We start from the raw sequence: 18,699 nt of genomic DNA, 5'->3' as shown, positions 1-18,699 counted from the left end.
AATCTACACAGGCTAAACGCTAAAGTGCTAGACTTTCGCCAATCACTGTTAAATTAAGTCTCTATTTTTCTTATCATTTTTTAAATTTATAGCTAAAGGTGATAAGCCAGATGTTTGATATTTATAGGATACATAATTCGCGATTCTACTTTCATGTGTAGACATTATAATTTGATAACCCTTAAACTCTTCCCTCAACAATTGAATAAATGATGCCATATTTATGTCATCCATACTTTGAATTGGGTCATCAATTAATAACGTTTTTAACCCTGTAGGAAACACTTTATTCATCGCCAGCATAAAAGCAATAATCACTCCAGCTAGTTGGCCTGAACTCATTGTACTCCAAGCGTCATGTTCAGATCCGATACTTGAACAAAAACGATAATAACCATTATTGTTCAATTTATCAGGTGCTTCCAAAATAACACCACTCGCCGGCATCCCTGATTCAAGTCTTGTTTGTAAGATTTTACTGCTAATATTGTAAAAAGGTATTTGAATTTTTTTGGCTATCTCTTTTTCATATCGAGTAATATTAGTTTTATATATTTTATGCCCGTCATTTAATGCGTTTAGTATATTTTTATAGTTTGATATACCTGTGTCATACTCTGTTATTTCATCTGTTAACTTACTGTATTGATTGTTATTTAATAGTTTAATTTGATTTTCTAAGTACTGAATATCGTTAGTAACATTTTCTAATGAAAAAGGCCAATCATTAACTTCTGTACTCGCATCTACACCAATATCATCTAATTTAGCTTTAATTGGCTCAAATTCGTCCCCAACTTTGACTGAAAGCTTACTGTCTAAAGTTTCCAACAGAGTCTTAATTTCAGTATATTTTTCTTCTACAGAATAATCTGCAGAGAATAAGCTAGGGCAAGCGTGTTCACTGTATTGCGGGAGGTGTTCATCGAACCAACTTTTAAGTTTTATAATCTCATCAAATCGATCTTTACTAACCTGACGGGTTCTCAATATTTCTTTGTAGTTATCATTAAAATGGCTGTATTTAGCAAAGCGATCTTTACTTCGTTGGATAGAAGGTGAAATTAACTCATCTATAAGCTTGTTATAAGCTAGCTCTAGCTTTTTACTTGAATCTGTTTGTAATTTTTCAAAAGCTACCTTTTGTTCTTTATATGCTTTATTAAGTTCGATTAAATCGTCATATGGTTGCCCGCATAATGGACAATCGATACCTTCTTTATTATCCGAATGTTCAATGATCTCTTCTTCTTCGCGGCAATATTTATTTAACTTTTTAATTAGCGTTTCACTGGAATTGGTTATGCTAGTTAAAAGTTTCTCGGTTGTGCTTTGAGTATTTACAAGAGTTTCATAGCTATTGATATCAGCTTTGTTTACTTCGTATAATTTTTTGAAATGTTTTTGTATTTTATTCAATAAAACATCTGTAATCTCAATTTCTTTAGTAATATCTAAATTTTTTAGTTCACTATAATCTGCACATTTTTCAACAGTCTTAGTAATCCACAGGATATGTTTGCTTAGTGATTCAATGCGGGTATAGCCTACGTTTTTACTATCCGCGATATTACTAAAAAGAAGCAGGTTTTTTATTGAATTTTTATTCTCTGCTTCAAGCTGTTTTTTAACCTCGTGTCGCTGTTTAATAAGTGACCAAACATTACCCCCGCCATCACTTAATATCTTTTTGCATTCCTCAAGCGCGGCTTTATATTTTTCGAGTTCTGCAATCGTTTTTGTATCTAGCTGTTCTATTGTATTTCCAGATAAGCTAATCTCATCATATGCACCCTCTTCAGTTCGAAGTTCTTCACGTTCTGCTGTTTTATCGCTTTTTTTTGTTTCCAAGTCTGTTTTTTTAGCTAAAACTAAATTTTTTAATTTTTCTAATTTCTCGAACGCGTTTTTTTCATCACCGATACCAAAGAGGTGATCTATTTGATTAAATCTTGATTTTTCATCAAGTTTAAGAAAATGCAAAGTTTCTTCTTGCTGAATGTAATTGAATACAGTAAACATTTTATTTAATTCTTTAAAATTTAACGCTTCCTGTAATTCTTCAATTATATTCCCATTTCCTTCTCCAATTTCAATAGATATATCGTCAACATTATCTGGCCAGCTCTTTAAGATTCCGCGATAAATATGATTAGCCCATTCTTTATTTTTTCCTTTTTTAGCTTCTATGTAAGTGCCGATAATCAATGAGTTATTATTAGAGATTAATTCTAAAACCACGAAAGCCGGAGCTCCGTCGACTCCATTAGTTGATATCAACATATTTTTATTTCGTTGCTTGGTATCAATTATTTTAGAATCTTTAAACCGACTGACAGTACCTGTGAAGGCTATTTCAATTGCATCAAATATTGTTGTTTTACCAAATCCATTTGGGCCATCTAAAATAATTAAATCTTTATTTTCGAAGTTATATGAAAATTCTTCCGTGTAGGATTTGAAGTTTTTAACAAGCAATCGGCCAATTCTATAATTACCCATTGAACCCATTTCCTTTTAAATTAGTTAGCAGTGCTTCTGCATCTAAGTAGGCATCGGACTCTTCCATTTTTGACGCATATTTCATTGCTACTACATAAATTTCCTCTAGGTTTTTATCTAAGATGGTAAATTTACTATTTTCTTCTTCGTCCGTGTCGGTGTTGATCGTAATACTGTATTTTTTTGTATTTTCCGCGATTTCATTGTCGATCATATTCTGTAAGGAATTAGATTCCGAGCTTTTTACGTTTAAATGTAAAAATGGCAACTTTTCAAAAAATTGGGCGCATCCTGCATAATCAGAGTCTTCGTTTGTCTTGCTCATGAATTGTTTAAACTTTTCAGTGTCATGCATGTAATCTTGCAAATATCTAGTTATTTCAAAATCCGTTGAGCTGGAGATTTTATTTCCCAAATTATCTAAAAACTTGGTTGGGAGCAGTACAACTTGTTTTTTAAAAAAATACTCGTTTTCTTCTATTTCAGTAATTTGGGTAAGTAGGTTAGTAATATCACCAATTTTACTTGTGAATAGCAATAACGTGGTGTTTTTCTCAAAGCTATTATCTAACGCTAAAAATGGAACTCCATTTAATGGTCGCAAATCATTAACACCCGCATCAGTCATTAAGTGGGTTAAGTATGACATCAGACTGATTTGTAAATCACGATTGACTAAATTTAATTCGGATATTTGAATTTCGGCCAATAAAAAATAATCACCAACTTTATTGTTTCTAATGAGGATAAAGTCTTGTGACTGTAGAATTGTTGTGTCGTCATCAACTAAATTAAAAATACCAGCAGACAAGCCTAATTCACCTAATAATTTAGTAATGGTATTGAGAAAATCCTTATTCATTTAATTTTTCCTGTGCTAATTCATAATGAACAAAAGTAAGATCTTTGGTTGAGGTTATATGTTTTTTATCTGTTACTTCATAGCCTAGCACGTTAGGTACTTCTACAAATTTTTCAAGACGACCTGAAAATTTAGTGTTATTAGGTGAATCGATAACAATAAAGTCAGTATCTTTATTTAAATATATATATCGATCTTTAAAATCTATTTTTAAAGCTTCAATAGCCTTTCTTGTATGACGGGGGTTTGAGCGATTTACGCTAATAGTACTTGCATAAAAATACTGACCATTTTTTGGAAAAAAGAAAGAGTCCTCGTATTCCATGTTTAGATTTTCAAGAAAACTTAAATAAACTATGCTGATATCATTTTCACTTGCTATATGTTGATGATAATAATTACTTTTAGTGGAATTATTGCAAACAGGTAGGTGTGGTTTTAATGCTTTTAACAATAAAGCTAACTTCCCTTGTTTAATATATTTATCCTTAGTCGTTTTATAATGCCTATAGAGGTTTCTTCGCTCTACTAAGTTTTCTTCATCTAAAAAATCAATTTGCTTTTGGAATGCATTCTCAAAGTTTTCACGGCAAATTAGTTCCCAGTAGTGATCGTTTGATTCATCAATAATTTCCATTCTTAGGCAGGCTAAAATATTTTCGAATGGTAATTTTCGTTTTACTTTTTCACTTAGCCGTATTGTTTCATCCCGATTTAGATCTTCATGCCTCTGTGCGACATATTTATCAACAAGGTCTTTTATTGATGCAACGTAAATAGTTAATATTTCAGGAGTGATAACAAGGTTTGGATTTTGATGTTGCAAAATAGATTCAGCTAAACAAATCAATTTCTTCGTTAATTCTGCATCTTCAAGTGCTAGTTCGTAGTCGGAGTTGCTGTCAAACGAGCATATAATACTTTGATTTATAAGTGTTCTTTTTGAACCGTGTTTCAAACTGACGTTTGATTTTTTTATGTCTTTGTAATCTGATAGGTCTTTATCAGGAATGGCTATCTTTTTTGATGTATGGACGTAAACACACCCATTTAAATATTGATCTTTTATAGTTATAAAATCACCTAAGTAATTATTAACCGCAGTTACCGCATCATCATTGTAACCATCTAGGTTTGAGATTTTATTTACTATTATAAATCGGCTTTGATCGACAACGTTCTCTTCAATTAATCTACTAACTAATGTTTCAATGTATTTCTTTTTATTAAAGTCTTTGGAATTAATCTGAGCATAATAACCAATATATTTAAATAGATCATTTTCGGATATTCGACCTTGTTGTCTTGATAAAATAGTAACAATGGCGTCAATATAACTACTAAATTGATCATTATTGTAATGTTTAACTTGATGATGGCTTATATACTGGTTATTTTGGAGTATAGAAAAATCCTCCAACCATTCGAATTCAATACTATATTGCTCACAGAACTCATCTATATCTTCATTACGAAGCAATGCATCATTAATAAGCTTTAAACATACATAAAGTCCGACTTTTCCTTGATAAGAAAAACCGTTCCACGTCGCGGTTGCATCAAACAATGGACTTTTAAATTGTGTATCTTCCATTTTCTAGCTATTTCAATCCTTTTGGGTGATATGCGAGGTAGCCACATATAAAAACAATAAATTACAACAGCTTCAAATCTAATTCCATTTTATTTTGCAAATCAATTAGGCAAGCATCTATTGATCGCTAAATCTGAATTAGCTATCCGAATTCAGGCTCAGTTTTTATTCTCATATATTCAGAGGGCATATCGGCAGATATAACTTGGAAAGCTGACGTTTAAGCTTCAAAGATTAACGCCCGCCCCTCGCTCAAAGCCACCTTTAGTGCATTTACGCTAACTCACTTTGGGGCAGAAATGGGTTAAACCGTAAATGTAACTTATGACACTTTTAAGAGGTTCGGCTCAGAGCGATCAAGAGACGCTCACTATAATCATGTGCTATCAGCTCAATTCTATAAAGCGGGCATTCCCCCAACTCATTTATGCCCCAAAACGAGTTAAGTTCCTTCGCCAAAAGTGTCAATAAATTTAACAATGAACTAAGTCATGCTTTTGTAACCCCTGCAAATAGTGGTGTATAAATAAGGTACAAATTTTGCTTCGTATTGTTTTTTCTAAGATTTAAGTATCAATATAAGGGAACGTAATGCTGGATTATAAAAATAAAACGTTGGCAGTCATCGCGTTGGTATTAACTTTAACTATTGCTTCAACTCATTCAATTGCAGGGTTCATCGAAAATTGCGACAACTTAACGTCAGCAGCAACTTCAACAGGTCCCGATGATTTTGGTATTTGTTACAACGCCAGTACAAATGAAGGGGCTTTTTTTGGAACTACATCTCTGCTAAATACAGACGTGATTTTGTATAATGAAAATTATTCGGGTGGATTTGAAAATTTATTTAATTTCAATACTGATGTTTTTTTCGGAATTCTGCAAGTAACTACTCGATTATTGATCCAAATATAAACTTAAATGGAGATTACTTTATTCCTTTTGAAATTGATTCAAGTAAAGTAATTGATGGGATTCAATATGATTCAACTAAAACTCATGGTTTTATTAACAATGAGCCTAACTTCATCCAATTCAACACAGATCCAAAAAATGATGGCCTGTATTTAGCGCTCTCAGATAGACAAACACAACCAACACCTGAAGTGTCTGAACCATCAACTATTGCACTGTTTGCTCTAGGTTTAGCTGGGCTTGTAGCTAGAGTTAGACGAAAAACACTGTAGCGAAAATGACTTTTGCATTGCTATCGATGTAATCGGTTCATAGAACTATTAGATAAGCCCTGCCATTGCTAGGGCTTTTTTGTGTGTAAAAATTATCGCTAAATTTTGTTAATGCTCTAGGGCAGTTCAAACACGTTTCTGTCCAAAAACGAGTTTACCCGACCCTCCGCTTTTCGCTCAAATAAGACCCCGAAAAATGGCTCATATAGCTATCTAGGCCAACGCTTTCAAAAACAGAAGTATATTTCCGATAACTACCTTTGAATTCCTATAAACGGAAGTTTGCTTCCGAAATATAGCAATATTGGGTTAGAAACCGGAAGTTTACTTCCGTTTTGTACTTTAAGTTTATAAACCGGTGTTTAATGAAAGCTGGGAAGTCTAGAGGTACAAGCAAACATTGGGTTATTAAATTTAATAATTAGCTTTTAGCTAAATTTAGAAAAACTTTAAAGCTGGTAGTTTGATTATTTGAACTGACCTCTATATTTCCACCGTTTGCTTGCGCTAGAGCTTTAACTATTGCAAGCCCTAAACCAGCTCCATCGCTGTGTCGTTGGCGCGATTTATCGGGTCGATAAAAGCGGTCAAATAAATAAGGTAAATGCTCAGAAGGTATTCTCTCCCCAGTATTAATCACTGAAATACATATTTTATCAGCGGTAAATATTTCACTATTTACTGTGATTGATGAGCCTTTTGGGGCATACCTTATTGCATTGGATAGGAGGTTTGATAATAATTGGCGAAAGTGTAATTTGTCACAATAAAAACAAAGGTTTTGACCTTTTTTCTTAAATGTAATCAATGAGTCTTCAGCCAAAGCATCAAAGTACTCAAATAATGCTTCAATTTCATCATGGCTTTTTAGAGTATTTTGAACGGGTTTAACCAGTCCATTCTGAGTTTTTGCAAGCCAAAGCATATCACTAACCATCTTAGTTAGTCGTTCCAGCTCTTCTAGATTAGAAAACAATAATTCTTGATACTCTAACAACTGTCTTTTTTTAGATAAACCAACCTGTGTTTGAGTGATTATATTTGTTAGTGGAGTACGTAACTCATGCGCAATATCACTAGAGAAATTTGATAAACGAATAAATTCACTTTGGAGCCTGTCGAGCATCGAGTTAAACGACTGCACCATATTAACAAGCTCAATAGGCACTTTATTTTCATCAAGCCTTACATCCATCTTATTAGTTTGGATGTCATGCATTTTCTGACTCAAACCTCGTAAAGGGTTCAATCCTTGATGTATAGCAAACCAAGCCACCAATAAAATGAGTACCGCAGAGCCAAACATAATAGCCCAAAGACTTTGTTGAAATTGATTGAGAAAGTGTAAATGAAAGCTCATGTCTATCGCTGTAGTAATTTTGTATTGCTGTTGCCCAGTACTTAAATTACTCACCAGAGCTCGGTAGGTGTGGGTATCATTTTGCCATGAGGTAATGTTGTTACGGTTAAAGCCAGCTGAAGCATTAGCACTCATTACAAAATCACTAAAATCTCGTTCAGAACTTTGAAAAATGAGCTCTCCTTTTGCGGTATTTACCTGATAGTAAACACCGTGATGACCCGCTACAGCGTTAGATAATTCATTTTTAAGTTTCAGGTTTGATTTATACTGTTGTCTTAAAACTAATTCAATAGATTGATTAATAACATGCAGTTCACTACTATCTTGCTGGAAAAAATGATGTTTTATCGAACTATTTATTAAGGTGGCAACTAAAGTTAAGCACGCAATAACGGTTACAGCGACAAACAACACAACACGCATCGTAAGTGATAAAGGCCGTGACTTAATAGCCATCAGTTTCAACCTCTAATTTATAGCCCATACCACGAACCGTATGAATTAATTTAACAGTAAAGTCATCATCAACTTTTGCTCTTAGCCTACGAATGGCAACATCAATCACATTGGTGTCGCTATCAAAATTCATATCCCATACTTGAGAAGCAATTAACGAACGTGGCAGTACTTCACCTTCGCGCCGTAACAATAGTTCAAGTAAGCTAAACTCTTTATTACTCAATAAAATACGCTTGCCTGCACGTTGTATTTTTCGCTTTGGAATATCCATTTCTAAATCAGCAACTATCAGTATATCGTCAACTGTTTGTACTACACCACGGCGAATAAGAGTGCGTACTCTTGCTAAAACTTCAGCAAAAGCAAAAGGCTTTATTAAATAGTCATCAGCACCAAGTTCGAGCCCCTTTACTCTATCGTCTATACTATCGCGAGCAGATAAAAATAGTACTGGGGTTTTGTTATCTGCTTCACGTAGCGACTGTAAAATTTTCCAACCGGATACGTCAGGTAACATGACATCAAGTATTATTACATCAAATAAGTCGGTCATTGCTAGGTGATGACCGTCAAGTCCATTGCGCGCCAAAGAAACCTGAAAACCAGCTTCACTTAGCCCCTGTTTTAAATAATCTCCTGTCTTTGATTCATCTTCAACAACTAATAAGCGCATACAATTCCTTCATTAAAGTCCTAACAACTACCTCTGCAAATATTATGCAGTATCTGTCACTACAGCAACATGACACCAACATTACAACTTTGTAATGTTCGCGTCATGTTTAAGACAGGTCTATTTTCTATACTCAATACATATTCTGGTATGAAGGAGTAAGGAAATGGGGTTTAAAAAGTCATCACAACAGGTTAGCACACCACGAAGACGATTTGTTCAAGGCTTAATTGCAGGAGGTGTACTTGCTGCTTTTCCGAGTGTATTACATGCTGCATCATCTTTAGTAACAGGAACAATAACAGGCACTGTGCCCGAACTTAGCGGCAAAGTAATTGATCTGGTTATAGATGAATCGCCGGTTAACTTTACTGGCGTAGTACGTATGGCGACAACTATCAATGGCTCTATACCCGCCCCTACCTTGCGCCTCAAAGAAGGCGATGACGTTACTATTAGAGTAACAAATAAGTTATCAGTACCGAGTTCAATTCATTGGCATGGCATTATTTTACCGTACCAAATGGATGGCGTACCTGGTATCAGTTTTAAAGGCATTATGCCTGGCGAAACCTTTGTTTATAAATTTAAATTACAACAAAGCGGTACATATTGGTATCACTCACATAGTGGCTTTCAAGAAATGACTGGCATGTACGGTGCATTAATTATTGAACCGCGAGAAAAAGATATTATTAGTGCAGATAACGAGCATGTTATTCAATTATCTGATTGGACTGATGATGACCCAATGGCGCTGTTCCGCAAATTAAAAATACAGAGTGATGTATTTAACTTCAATCAGCCCACTGTTCCAGAATTTTTTGATGACGTTTCAAATAGCGGTGTTTCGAATGCTTTGCAACGCCGCAAAATGTGGAATCAAATGAGAATGAATCCTACAGATTTAGCTGACTTATCTGCATCAGCAATGACCTTTTTAATGAACGGTAGTACGCCAATGTCAAATTGGCGAGGAATGTTTAAAGTTGGAGAAAAAGTAAGACTTAGGTTTATTAATGGCTCAAGCAATACTTTTTTTGACGTTCGTATTCCAGAACTAAAACTAACAGTTGTACAAGCTGATGGGCAAAACGTTGAACCAGTGACAGTTGATGAATTTAGATTCGGCCCTGGTGAGACCTACGACGTAATTGTTGAGCCTAAAAATGATGCCTATACGATTTTTGCTCAAAGTATGGATCGCTCTGGTTACGCAAAAGGAACTTTATCAAGCTCGCCTAATATTGATGCGCCAGTACCTGCACTTGACCCTGTTGAATGGTTAACGATGACCGATATGATGGGCAATATGACCCACGGCGGTGAGCATTCTGCAATGGCAGGTATGGCTGGCATGTCAGGTATGAACTCTAAAGAAATGGATCATAGCGCTATGGAGCACGGTGCAATGGCGATGGATCATAGCAAACATGGTATGTCTGAAAACCCATTGGCAGTTGCCAGCCCTAAAGTGCGTCATGCCAAAACGGAGTATGGAGCTTCAGTTGATATGCGCGTTGATATGCCTAGAACAAATCTTGATGATCCTGGTATTGGTTTACGTAAAAATGGTCGCCGTGTTTTAACACTTGCAGATTTACACTCACTTGAAGGGGTCACTAACCAGCAAGAGCCAGAAGCTGAAATTGAGTTGCATTTAACCGGAAATATGGAACGTTATAGCTGGTCATTTGATGGCTTAGAATTTGGTAAAAGCACGCCAGTGCATATGAAGCATAACCAACGTTTAAGAGTTATTTTACAAAACGATACCATGATGACGCACCCTATGCATCTGCATGGTATGTGGAGTGATTTAGAAAACGAGCAAGGTGATGTGCAAGTGCGACGTCATACAATACCTGTTCAACCCGCACAAAGAATCAGCTTTTTAACCACCCCTCACGATGTAGGGCGCTGGGCTTGGCATTGCCATTTATTATTCCATATGGATGCCGGCATGTTTAGAGAGGTAGTCGTATCATGAAACAATTAAAACTATCTAAATCATTTAGTTTATTAATGTTAACTGGGGCTTCATTAATTAGTTTCCCTTTATTAGCGCAAAGTGAAATGGCACAAATGAATAGCGCTAAGATGCAACCACAAGGAGGAAGTGCACCTAAAGATGCAAGAGACCCCCATGCTTACTCTGCGGGAACAACTTTAACAGAAGGCCCATATGCGCTTGAGGGCAATGAGCGATTAACACTCGCTGATGAGCATCCATTTTACGCATTACTAGGCGATCGTCTTGAATATAACGAGCAAGCAAACGCAGGTGTATTTGACTTACAAGCATGGTACGGCACTACCTTTGATCGATTGGTAATTAAAACCGAGGGTGATTTCAGCGAAGGAAGTATTGAAGAAAACCAAACCGATATTTTATGGGGTCACGCCGTATCAGCATATTGGGATACTCAAGCAGGTGTTCGTCTTGATTACAATAAAGAAGGTGAAAATCGGCAATGGTTGGCTTTTGGCTTACAAGGTTTAGCCCCTTATTGGTTTGAACTTGATATGACAGCATACGTAGGTGAGCGAGGCAATACCGCATTTACGTTAGAGGCAGAGTACGAACTACTACTCACGCAAAAGCTAATTATACAACCGCGAGCCGAAATTACACTTTATGGCAAAAACGATAAACAAAACGAGCTTGGAAGTGGCCTATCAAGCAGCGCGATTGGCTTTAGGGTTCGTTATGAATTTACACGCCAGTTTGCGCCCTATATTGGCGTTGAATGGGGCAATAAATTTGGCAATACCGCCGACTATGCCACATCAAGTGGACAAAGTAGCAACAACACCGCATTTGTTGCGGGTATTAAATTTTGGTTTTAATCATTTTAAATAAGAGGTAATTATGAAGTTTTTTAACTCTGCAGTAGCCATTTTAGGTTTAGTGCTTACATTTTCCGCATCAGCGCATATATCACTCAAGCAATCAATACCTGCACAAGAAGCCATGTTAATGCAAGGACCAGAGGAACTTTCGTTAATTTTTAGTGGTGAAGTAAGGCTAGCAAAAGTCATCATCAAAGATGAAAAAAATAAAACAATAAACTTTGATTTCAAACCCAGCGCCACCCCAAGCACAGACTTTAATTGGTCATTACCGAGCCTAGCCCAAGGCACTTACACGGTTAAATGGACAGCACTGGGTGGTGATGGACATAAAATGACTGGCACGTTTAGATTTATGGTACATAAAAATGAATCGCATAAGATGATGCAAGAACAATCTAATACCCACAGCAAACATAATCATTAAGTAGCAACATCATGCAATTAAGTGAATGGTCAGTGCTCTTACTATTATTAAAACTAGCAAGCTATATAGCAATTGTAGGGCTTGCGGGCACTTTATTAATGCGCTTTATGTGTGGCAACAGCAATGTTGCAGGGCATCACTTAATTAGCTTTCATCAGTTCTTAAAACGTTGGCAAATTACGTGTGTAGTTACAGGTAGTATTGCTGCACTTTTACAAGTACCTATAGAAGCTGGAGCAATGGCTGAATTAGGCTTTATGGGAATGTTTGACCCCTTTATGCTTGAAATTGTTTGGCAATCAGTCATAGGTGACCAAGCAAGGTTTAGAATACCAGCGCTTATTATTGCTCTAATTAGCGCATGTATGTGGAATGTGGAATCAGATGATAACGTAGCAGGTTATAAAAACGATGCCGTTATACTAATCATGCTTGGGTTTATCGCTTATAGCTTCACTTTTACTGGGCACAGTGCAAACGAAAATGGGTTAGTGAAAAGTATTTTAACCTTTCACCTTATTGCCATTGCGAGCTGGTTAGGGTCATTGTGGCCGCTTTACAAAAGCTGCACTTTACTACCTACCAGTGAAGTAAAGCGGTTAATGCATTACTTTGGTCAACTCGCTATTGTTATTGTATTTGTACTACTTATTTCGGGCTTAACTCTGCTCCTGCAGTACCTAGAGTCATTTTCTGCATTGTTTACATCAGATTATGGGCAACTAATTTTATTAAAGCTGTTACTCGTCAGCGCGATGCTGCTCCTAGGTGCATGGCATAAGCTTTTTTTAGTCCCGCAAATCACTCAACAACACCATATAAGTATATTAAAACGCTCGATTACTGTTGAAATAGTAATTGCCCTGTTTGTACTTATTACAACAAGTGTATTTACCACACTTGTTGGTCCGCCTATTTAACGATTAATAAAAAGGGAAACGTATGTTAATTAAATCCTTTAATTTAAAAATTTTATTGCTACTAATTTTTAGCACTGTTAGTTCTTTTACTGTTAGTGCACATGACGATGAAAAATATTCAAAAAAAGGCAAGGCCTTTGTCAATGTTGATAGCGAGGCTGCAAAAACAGTCAGCCTATTTCATGCATCTCTAAAACAAGGTAATCGCGAAGCTGCACGTAAATTACTGGCCGACGATGTCATCATTTTTGAAGGCGGAAGTGTTGAGCGTTCTGCAGATGAATACGCGAAACATCATATGATAGCGGATATGAAATTCTTAAGTGCTGTTAATAGTGAACTACTAGAGCATCAAGTTTACACAAATGGAGACATAGCTTACTCAATTTCAAGAAGTAAAACTCAAGGAAAGTACAAAGGAAAAGATATTAAGTCTATGGGAATGGAATCAATCACATTAAAAAACACCGATACAGGTTGGAAAATCACTCATATTCATTGGTCAAATTAAGGAGTTAAGAATGCGAGTAATCTACATTACCTCAGCGTTATTTTTATCATTAACTATGTCATTTTCGGCGATAAGTATCGAAAAACAACATAAAGCATTAATAACTTATGAGAATTCAGAAAAACCTAAAATTGAGCTTACCGTTTATAAAAGTAAAAATTGTGGATGTTGTAATAAGTGGATTGCTCATTTGAGCGAAAACAATATTCAAACAAAAGCAATTAACGTCAATGACATGGGGACGATTAAATCTCAGTATCAAATAAAATCAAATATGCGGTCATGCCATACAGCCGTTTCAGCCGATGGATTTGTATTTGAAGGTCATGTTCCCGCCAAACATATAAAACAGTTTTTAGCTGAACAACATCCTGAAAAGACGATAGGGCTCTCTGTTCCCGCTATGCCTGCTGGTACGCCAGGTATGGAAATGGGCGATCGCTTTTATAAATATAATATTGAAATGCTTACGCACGATTTACAGCAAAATACTTATAAGCATATTAGCAAATACGCTGAGCAGTTTTAACACTTATGGCACAACTCTTGATGTAATATTAAACATTGATTCAATGATTAAATATATAGTGGGTTTACGCCTAATAACCTGTAAGAATTACCCATTGGTATAAATGATATACAAAGTAAATGATAGAAAGGAGCCATCTAATGTCGCAGTATTTAAAGTTTTTCTTAATGATAGCCACATCAACATTAGTCATGTTTGTACTGATGTATTTGAATACTTATCAGCTAAGTCATGTTTTTTTTAGTGAAACTCGCACTTATATGGCGCTTTATATGGGAGCCATGATGGCAGTGATAATGCTACTTTTCATGCTCAATATGTATAAAGATAAAAAGAAAAATATAACAGTACTCATTGCTAGTGTTACCGTATTTGCGGGAAGTTTATTTTTAGTTCGATCACAAGCGACTGTTGATGATAGCTCATGGATGTCGGCGATGATCCCACATCATTCAATTGCAATACTCACCAGTGAAAGGGCAAAAATCAAAGATAAGCGAGTCCAAGAGCTTGCAACAAATATTATTGAGGCACAGCGTCGTGAGATTAAAGAAATGCAGTGGTTACTAAAGGATATAGAGAAAAATGGCCTAGCAGAAACTCAGGAGCAAGCACAATCTAGGACCGTACCGGATTTTAATGCTAAGTAAAATTTTATACCAATACATAAAAGGGAGCTAAACATGAGTAAATCAGCCCAACTTTTTAGAATGGCCACAGATGAGCATATTTGTCCGTTTGGTTTAAAATCAAAAGACCTACTAGAGCGAGAGGGATATACAGTTGATGATCAGCTATTAACTTCTCGAGAGCAAACAGATGAATTTAAAAAACAACACAGTGTAGAAACTACACCTCAAACATTTATTGATAATAAACGTATAGGTGGCTATGACGACTTACTCGATTACTTTGATAAGCCAAAAGCTGGGCAAGAAGGTACAACTTACACGCCCGTGATTGCGATTTTTTCGGTTAGTTTTTTGCTTAGTGTGGCATTTAGTTTTGCAGCGAATAATAGCTTATTATCAATGCAAACCGCTGAACTGTTTGTAGCCCTAACAATGGCAGTGTTAGCAATACAAAAGCTTCAAGACTTATTTAGCTTTACTAATTCATTTATAACCTATGACTTAGTCGCTATGAAAGTAGTCAGGTACGCCTATGTTTACCCATTTTTAGAAGCATTTGTTGGCATTGGAATGATAGCCGGATTACCAGCCTATATTATTGCCCCTATTTCATTGTTCATAGGTGGGGTTGGTGCTGTTTCAGTGATAAAAGCAGTCTATATAGATAAACGAGAGTTAAAATGTGCGTGTGTAGGCGGTGACAGTAACGTACCACTAGGGTTTATCTCCCTAACAGAAAACCTGTTTATGATCGCTGCCGGTATTTGGATGTTTGTTAAGTAAACAACAGCTTTAATTTAAAAACATGATGATGTACTAGTGTGATTACCAAGGGATTATGTCGCTCTAATTACCGAGCGACTTTGTCGTAAATAGCATATCAGCTGTACTAGCTCATATCAGATCTCACAGTTTAAGTGAATAAGTTTAGACTTCATCAGGCAGACTGCTATGAGCGAGAAGCAGCCGCTCATTAGCTACATCAATCATGCATATTGCTTGCATACTCAGGAAAACGAACCAATCGCTAGTTTTTGTCTGTAGTTAAAATGCTCGATAGTTAAATTTTCTTTTTACTAGCAATTAGTTAATGACTTTGGTAGAAATAACATGTTCAAAAAAAGCGAGCTATAATACGGTAGGAAAACACGCAATTCGCTCGCTATAAATATGTGCCAGTGCACCTTTGAAGATCAGAGGAAGATTAAATAGTGATACCTGAATTGAATCAATCTGGAGTTTTGCCTCCATTTATTCCAGAACGAGGTCCAACAGACCCTGCTGGTATGGCTCCTTATAGAACAACAATTACTGAATTTGTAAGCCGATACGCCCTGTCCCCCGAAAGAATAACTATACTTAGAGGGCTATTAGAGTATCGACAGAAATTAAGAGCGATTGGTATTAATAATGGTTTTCAATGGTTGGATGGCAGCTTCGTAGAAAATGTAGAATTAAATCGCGGGCGGCCGCCAGCTGATGTTGATTTAGTCACTTTTGCAATGAGACCGACGACGGACTTGGAGATATGGAAAGGAATAGTCAATGACAATAAAGAGCTATTTCTACCAAACGAATCCAAGGAACGTTTTAAGTGTGATGCTTACTTTGTAGATTTAAATACTCACCCAATACATGTCGTTAGTAATACAAGATATTGGTTCGGTTTATTTTCTCACCAAAGGGAATCGTATCTTTGGAAAGGCATGGTTGAAGTGCCTATTGTGTGTGCAGATGAAGACGCTTTAGAGTTATTAGATAGGGGGATTGGCAATGTCTAAAAAGCTTAATATAGATAGCCTGTCTTCTGAAATCAACGCAGTGAAGGAACTGTTAAATAGCGCGCAACAATCCGGAGATATAGTTGGTGAAATGCAGCTGGAGCATCGGCTTAAAGAACTATCTCTGAAATTAGAATCGCTGCAAAGCGATACCATTGCTGATAATAGCGCTAGTGTCGCACTTTTCTTTGGTGGGCAGCCAGTTTTAGGTTCAAAAGGTATTGCAGCTGAATTTGCAGGTTTGGCCTTAGAGCAGTTCCAAAATTTAATAGCAAAGGTTTTTGCTAGCAATGAAACTGGTGCGTTAGGTGAAAGAGGAAAAGTCCCTTTCAAAGCAAATTCAGAGTTAATGGTTACGGGCCTTGCGAGAGGTTCGTTTGGCTTTGTTCTCGATGAAATGAGTGATCAAATGCAGCTTGAGTCGTCACAGCTGTCACATGTACTAGATAAAGCATCAGTCTTGCTCAGAGACATAGCGGCGCAAGACGAGGCCGTGTTTGAAGCTCTTCTAGAAGAGTTAGAGCCAAGAACCTTAATAGCATTTAAAGAGTTCTTCTCAAATCTAGATTCAAATAAAGCAACTATAAGAGTTGTCGAGCGAGATTTAGATTTTACCCTTGATGGCCCGGCAATACATCGCGCGAAAATTAGAACAGAAGCCACTTCTATCGAAGAGAAAACAAGTGACATTGACGGAGTACTTGTAGGATTCCTGCCTGAACACAGAAAGTTTGAGCTACAAGATAAGACCGGCCAGCTTTATTATGGATCAGCAACAACAGAGGCTGTTGAACAGTTTGTAAAAGCTACTGATACCGTGATAGGTAAGCCCTGTTTAATTAGAGTAACAATAAAAACTTTAGCTCCCTTGAATCGCCCTCCGAGAGAGGTAGTTCGATTGCTCGAGTTTCTACGTTTTGGAGAATAGGCATATAACAAACCGTCAATGAGGGCGCTCGTAAGCTCGCACCTATTACGTGGCGTTATCGAGCGTCAGTTTTCATCCTCTATATTTATCGCGAACGTCCGAATTTGGCACCCAGGCGTACTTCGGCATAGAGCGAAAAGCAGACATTGACCGTTAATCGTTTCAACGACGGCAATTAGCCATACGTTGCATGTTTGCTCCCTTACTGGTTTTACGATATCCAAAACCGACATAACGACCATTAAGCAAATACCAAAGTAAAATAGGTATGTGCTCCAATCATATAGCCAAAGAGGATAAAGCGTTAATAGCACTGCTACAGGCCCTAGAATGCTGAAGACAGCTCTGGTATGGTTTTTATTTTTGTGCCAGTTGTATAAGTTTACCAATAGTTCCAAAGATGCAAAAATAGGTAAAAGCGTATTTACAGCTATTCCTTCGAAGTGAGAGAAGAAGCCTAGTCCTAATGCCGATGCAAGTGACCTTAATGCAGGGAGGCAGGCCGTGCCGCTAGCCAAACGCCACTAGAGCCTACTCTGTCTAATATTTTATTTATCATTTGAAAGTCTATTGGTTGATATTACCATCATTCTAAACTCCGTATACAAGTACGGAGTCAATCATTTTAATGAGTCAATTATGGGGCAATGTGTTGGATCTTCGTTTTGCATACAGGTATTTGTCATACCCACAATTACTTTCTCTAAACGTTGAAGGTCATTAATTTTGTCTCGAATGATTGCTAACTTTTGTCGGTTTAATAGCTCAACTTGAGCGCAGTTGCTGTCCATAGACATTAGCGATTTTATTTCTCTTAACGTAAAGCCGAGCGCTTTGGCTTTTGTGATAAACCTAAGTTGTCCTGCTATTGATTCGTCATATTGTCTATAACCAGATATTGGTTTTTCAGGTTGTGTAATCAGTCCTTCTCGTTCATAAAAACGAATGGTTTCTACATTTAAATTTAATGATTGTGCTAATTTGCCAATGGTTTTCATTATTGCCTTTGTGAATACTACTAATCTAAAGTTATATTTAGTTCAACTATCTAATGACTTGATAATGCCACAGACTTCAATTGTACCGTCAGACCCGCAAGAGCTTGCCATTAGTTTTAACTCTTTTTTGAGTGCATTCAATTCCTTCATTCGTTGATTAACTAAAGTTAGTTGCCGATCAATTAATGCATTTACACTAGAGCAACTCTCCTCTGGCTTGTTTTTTAATTCAATGAGTCGCTTAATATCATTAAGCGGAATATCTAAACTTCGACAATGCTTTACGAACTCTAGCTCTTTAAATGCCTTATTAGAATACAACCTGAAATTCCCTTCAGTGCGATCAGGATCTGACAGCAAGCCCTCCTTTTCATAATATCGGATGGTTTGTACTGAATACCCCGATGTTTTCGATAACTCACCAATTTTCATAAAATTTCCAAATAAACTTGACCCTATAGTCACTATAGGATTTAT

20 protein-coding genes are annotated in these 18,699 nt (G+C 36.5%); 12 read left to right on the top strand and 8 right to left on the bottom strand.

What is annotated here, in order from left to right:
- Positions 1–48 precede the first annotated feature (48 nt).
- The 3 genes from AC5NT5_RS04455 to AC5NT5_RS04445 are packed head-to-tail and all read right to left on the bottom strand — an operon-like array spanning position 49 to position 4,958.
- Positions 49–2,502, bottom strand: a complete 2,454-nt coding sequence (locus AC5NT5_RS04455; RefSeq protein WP_055015338.1) for an AAA family ATPase — start codon at positions 2,500–2,502, stop codon at positions 49–51.
- On the bottom strand, positions 2,495–3,364 hold the full coding sequence (locus tag AC5NT5_RS04450) for an ABC-three component system middle component 1 (RefSeq protein ID WP_055015337.1): 870 nt from the start codon (positions 3,362–3,364) through the stop codon (positions 2,495–2,497). Before AC5NT5_RS04450 ends, AC5NT5_RS04455 begins: the two co-directional genes overlap by 8 nt.
- On the bottom strand, positions 3,357–4,958 hold the full coding sequence (locus AC5NT5_RS04445) for a hypothetical protein (protein ID WP_055015336.1): 1,602 nt from the start codon (positions 4,956–4,958) through the stop codon (positions 3,357–3,359). The genes AC5NT5_RS04450 and AC5NT5_RS04445 overlap by 8 nt, the downstream gene beginning before the upstream one ends.
- A gap of 591 nt (positions 4,959–5,549) precedes the next feature.
- Between AC5NT5_RS04445 and AC5NT5_RS04440 the strand changes: the two genes are divergently transcribed.
- Positions 5,550–5,876, top strand: a complete 327-nt coding sequence (locus AC5NT5_RS04440) for a hypothetical protein (protein WP_494513444.1) — start codon at positions 5,550–5,552, stop codon at positions 5,874–5,876.
- Positions 5,877–6,067: 191 nt separating this feature from the next.
- Positions 6,068–6,148 carry a PEP-CTERM sorting domain-containing protein gene (locus tag AC5NT5_RS04435; RefSeq protein ID WP_494513499.1) on the top strand — a complete coding sequence of 27 codons (81 nt, stop codon included), beginning with the start codon at positions 6,068–6,070 and terminating at the stop codon, positions 6,146–6,148.
- Between the two features lie 421 nt (positions 6,149–6,569).
- Here the strand turns inward: AC5NT5_RS04435 and AC5NT5_RS04430 are convergent, their stop codons facing one another.
- Both AC5NT5_RS04430 and AC5NT5_RS04425 read right to left on the bottom strand, forming a co-directional pair.
- Entirely contained in the window at positions 6,570–7,967 is a 1,398-nt protein-coding gene (locus AC5NT5_RS04430) for a heavy metal sensor histidine kinase (RefSeq protein ID WP_055016679.1), read from the bottom strand.
- A complete protein-coding gene (locus tag AC5NT5_RS04425) occupies positions 7,957–8,643 on the bottom strand; it encodes a heavy metal response regulator transcription factor (RefSeq protein WP_004588805.1) in 687 nt (228 codons plus the stop codon). The genes AC5NT5_RS04430 and AC5NT5_RS04425 overlap by 11 nt, the downstream gene beginning before the upstream one ends.
- Positions 8,644–8,809: 166 nt before the next feature.
- On the opposite strand from AC5NT5_RS04425, the gene AC5NT5_RS04420 reads away from it, so the two are divergent.
- From AC5NT5_RS04420 to AC5NT5_RS04375, 10 genes are all read left to right on the top strand, one after another.
- On the top strand, positions 8,810–10,633 hold the full coding sequence (locus AC5NT5_RS04420) for a copper resistance system multicopper oxidase (protein ID WP_036972186.1): 1,824 nt from the start codon (positions 8,810–8,812) through the stop codon (positions 10,631–10,633).
- A complete protein-coding gene (locus AC5NT5_RS04415; protein WP_036972184.1) occupies positions 10,630–11,493 on the top strand; it encodes a copper resistance protein B in 864 nt (287 codons plus the stop codon). Before AC5NT5_RS04420 ends, AC5NT5_RS04415 begins: the two co-directional genes overlap by 4 nt.
- Before the next feature lie 22 nt (positions 11,494–11,515).
- A complete protein-coding gene (locus tag AC5NT5_RS04410) occupies positions 11,516–11,923 on the top strand; it encodes a copper resistance CopC family protein (RefSeq protein ID WP_004588802.1) in 408 nt (135 codons plus the stop codon).
- 11 nt (positions 11,924–11,934) lie between these two features.
- Entirely contained in the window at positions 11,935–12,843 is a 909-nt protein-coding gene (locus AC5NT5_RS04405; RefSeq protein ID WP_055016677.1) for a CopD family protein, read from the top strand.
- Positions 12,844–12,865: 22 nt separating this feature from the next.
- Positions 12,866–13,354 carry a YybH family protein gene (locus tag AC5NT5_RS04400; protein ID WP_008109928.1) on the top strand — a complete coding sequence of 163 codons (489 nt, stop codon included), beginning with the start codon at positions 12,866–12,868 and terminating at the stop codon, positions 13,352–13,354.
- Positions 13,355–13,364: 10 nt separating this feature from the next.
- Complete coding sequence (locus AC5NT5_RS04395; protein WP_024032684.1) at positions 13,365–13,883, top strand: DUF411 domain-containing protein; 519 nt, start codon at positions 13,365–13,367, stop codon at positions 13,881–13,883.
- Positions 13,884–14,023: 140 nt separating this feature from the next.
- Positions 14,024–14,533: a DUF305 domain-containing protein gene (locus tag AC5NT5_RS04390; RefSeq protein WP_024032683.1), complete on the top strand. Its 510-nt coding sequence runs from the start codon at positions 14,024–14,026 to the stop codon at positions 14,531–14,533.
- Between the two features lie 33 nt (positions 14,534–14,566).
- The gene (locus tag AC5NT5_RS04385) at positions 14,567–15,298 is read left to right on the top strand and encodes a MauE/DoxX family redox-associated membrane protein (protein ID WP_024032682.1); all 732 of its coding nucleotides are present in this window, start codon (positions 14,567–14,569) and stop codon (positions 15,296–15,298) included.
- Positions 15,299–15,726: 428 nt separating this feature from the next.
- Positions 15,727–16,296, top strand: a complete 570-nt coding sequence (locus AC5NT5_RS04380) for a DUF6932 family protein (protein WP_442449728.1) — start codon at positions 15,727–15,729, stop codon at positions 16,294–16,296.
- Positions 16,289–17,224 (top strand): hypothetical protein, encoded by a 936-nt coding sequence (locus tag AC5NT5_RS04375; RefSeq protein WP_494513443.1) that lies wholly within the window; start codon positions 16,289–16,291, stop codon positions 17,222–17,224. The genes AC5NT5_RS04380 and AC5NT5_RS04375 overlap by 8 nt, the downstream gene beginning before the upstream one ends.
- Before the next feature lie 65 nt (positions 17,225–17,289).
- On the opposite strand, the gene AC5NT5_RS04370 is transcribed toward AC5NT5_RS04375, so the two are convergent.
- The 3 genes from AC5NT5_RS04370 to AC5NT5_RS04360 all read right to left on the bottom strand — a co-directional run bounded on the left by AC5NT5_RS04370 (position 17,290) and on the right by AC5NT5_RS04360 (position 18,654).
- On the bottom strand, positions 17,290–17,742 hold the full coding sequence (locus AC5NT5_RS04370; RefSeq protein ID WP_494513442.1) for a MerC family mercury resistance protein: 453 nt from the start codon (positions 17,740–17,742) through the stop codon (positions 17,290–17,292).
- Between the two features lie 102 nt (positions 17,743–17,844).
- The gene (locus AC5NT5_RS04365; protein WP_004588890.1) at positions 17,845–18,222 is read right to left on the bottom strand and encodes a MerR family transcriptional regulator; all 378 of its coding nucleotides are present in this window, start codon (positions 18,220–18,222) and stop codon (positions 17,845–17,847) included.
- Positions 18,223–18,264: 42 nt separating this feature from the next.
- The gene (locus AC5NT5_RS04360) at positions 18,265–18,654 is read right to left on the bottom strand and encodes a Cd(II)/Pb(II)-responsive transcriptional regulator (RefSeq protein ID WP_004588889.1); all 390 of its coding nucleotides are present in this window, start codon (positions 18,652–18,654) and stop codon (positions 18,265–18,267) included.
- Positions 18,655–18,699: the final 45 nt, after the last annotated feature.

It is taken from the genome of Pseudoalteromonas sp. J2K-J599, from assembly GCF_059295115.2.
This window is presented reverse-complemented; position numbering and strand designations above follow the sequence as displayed.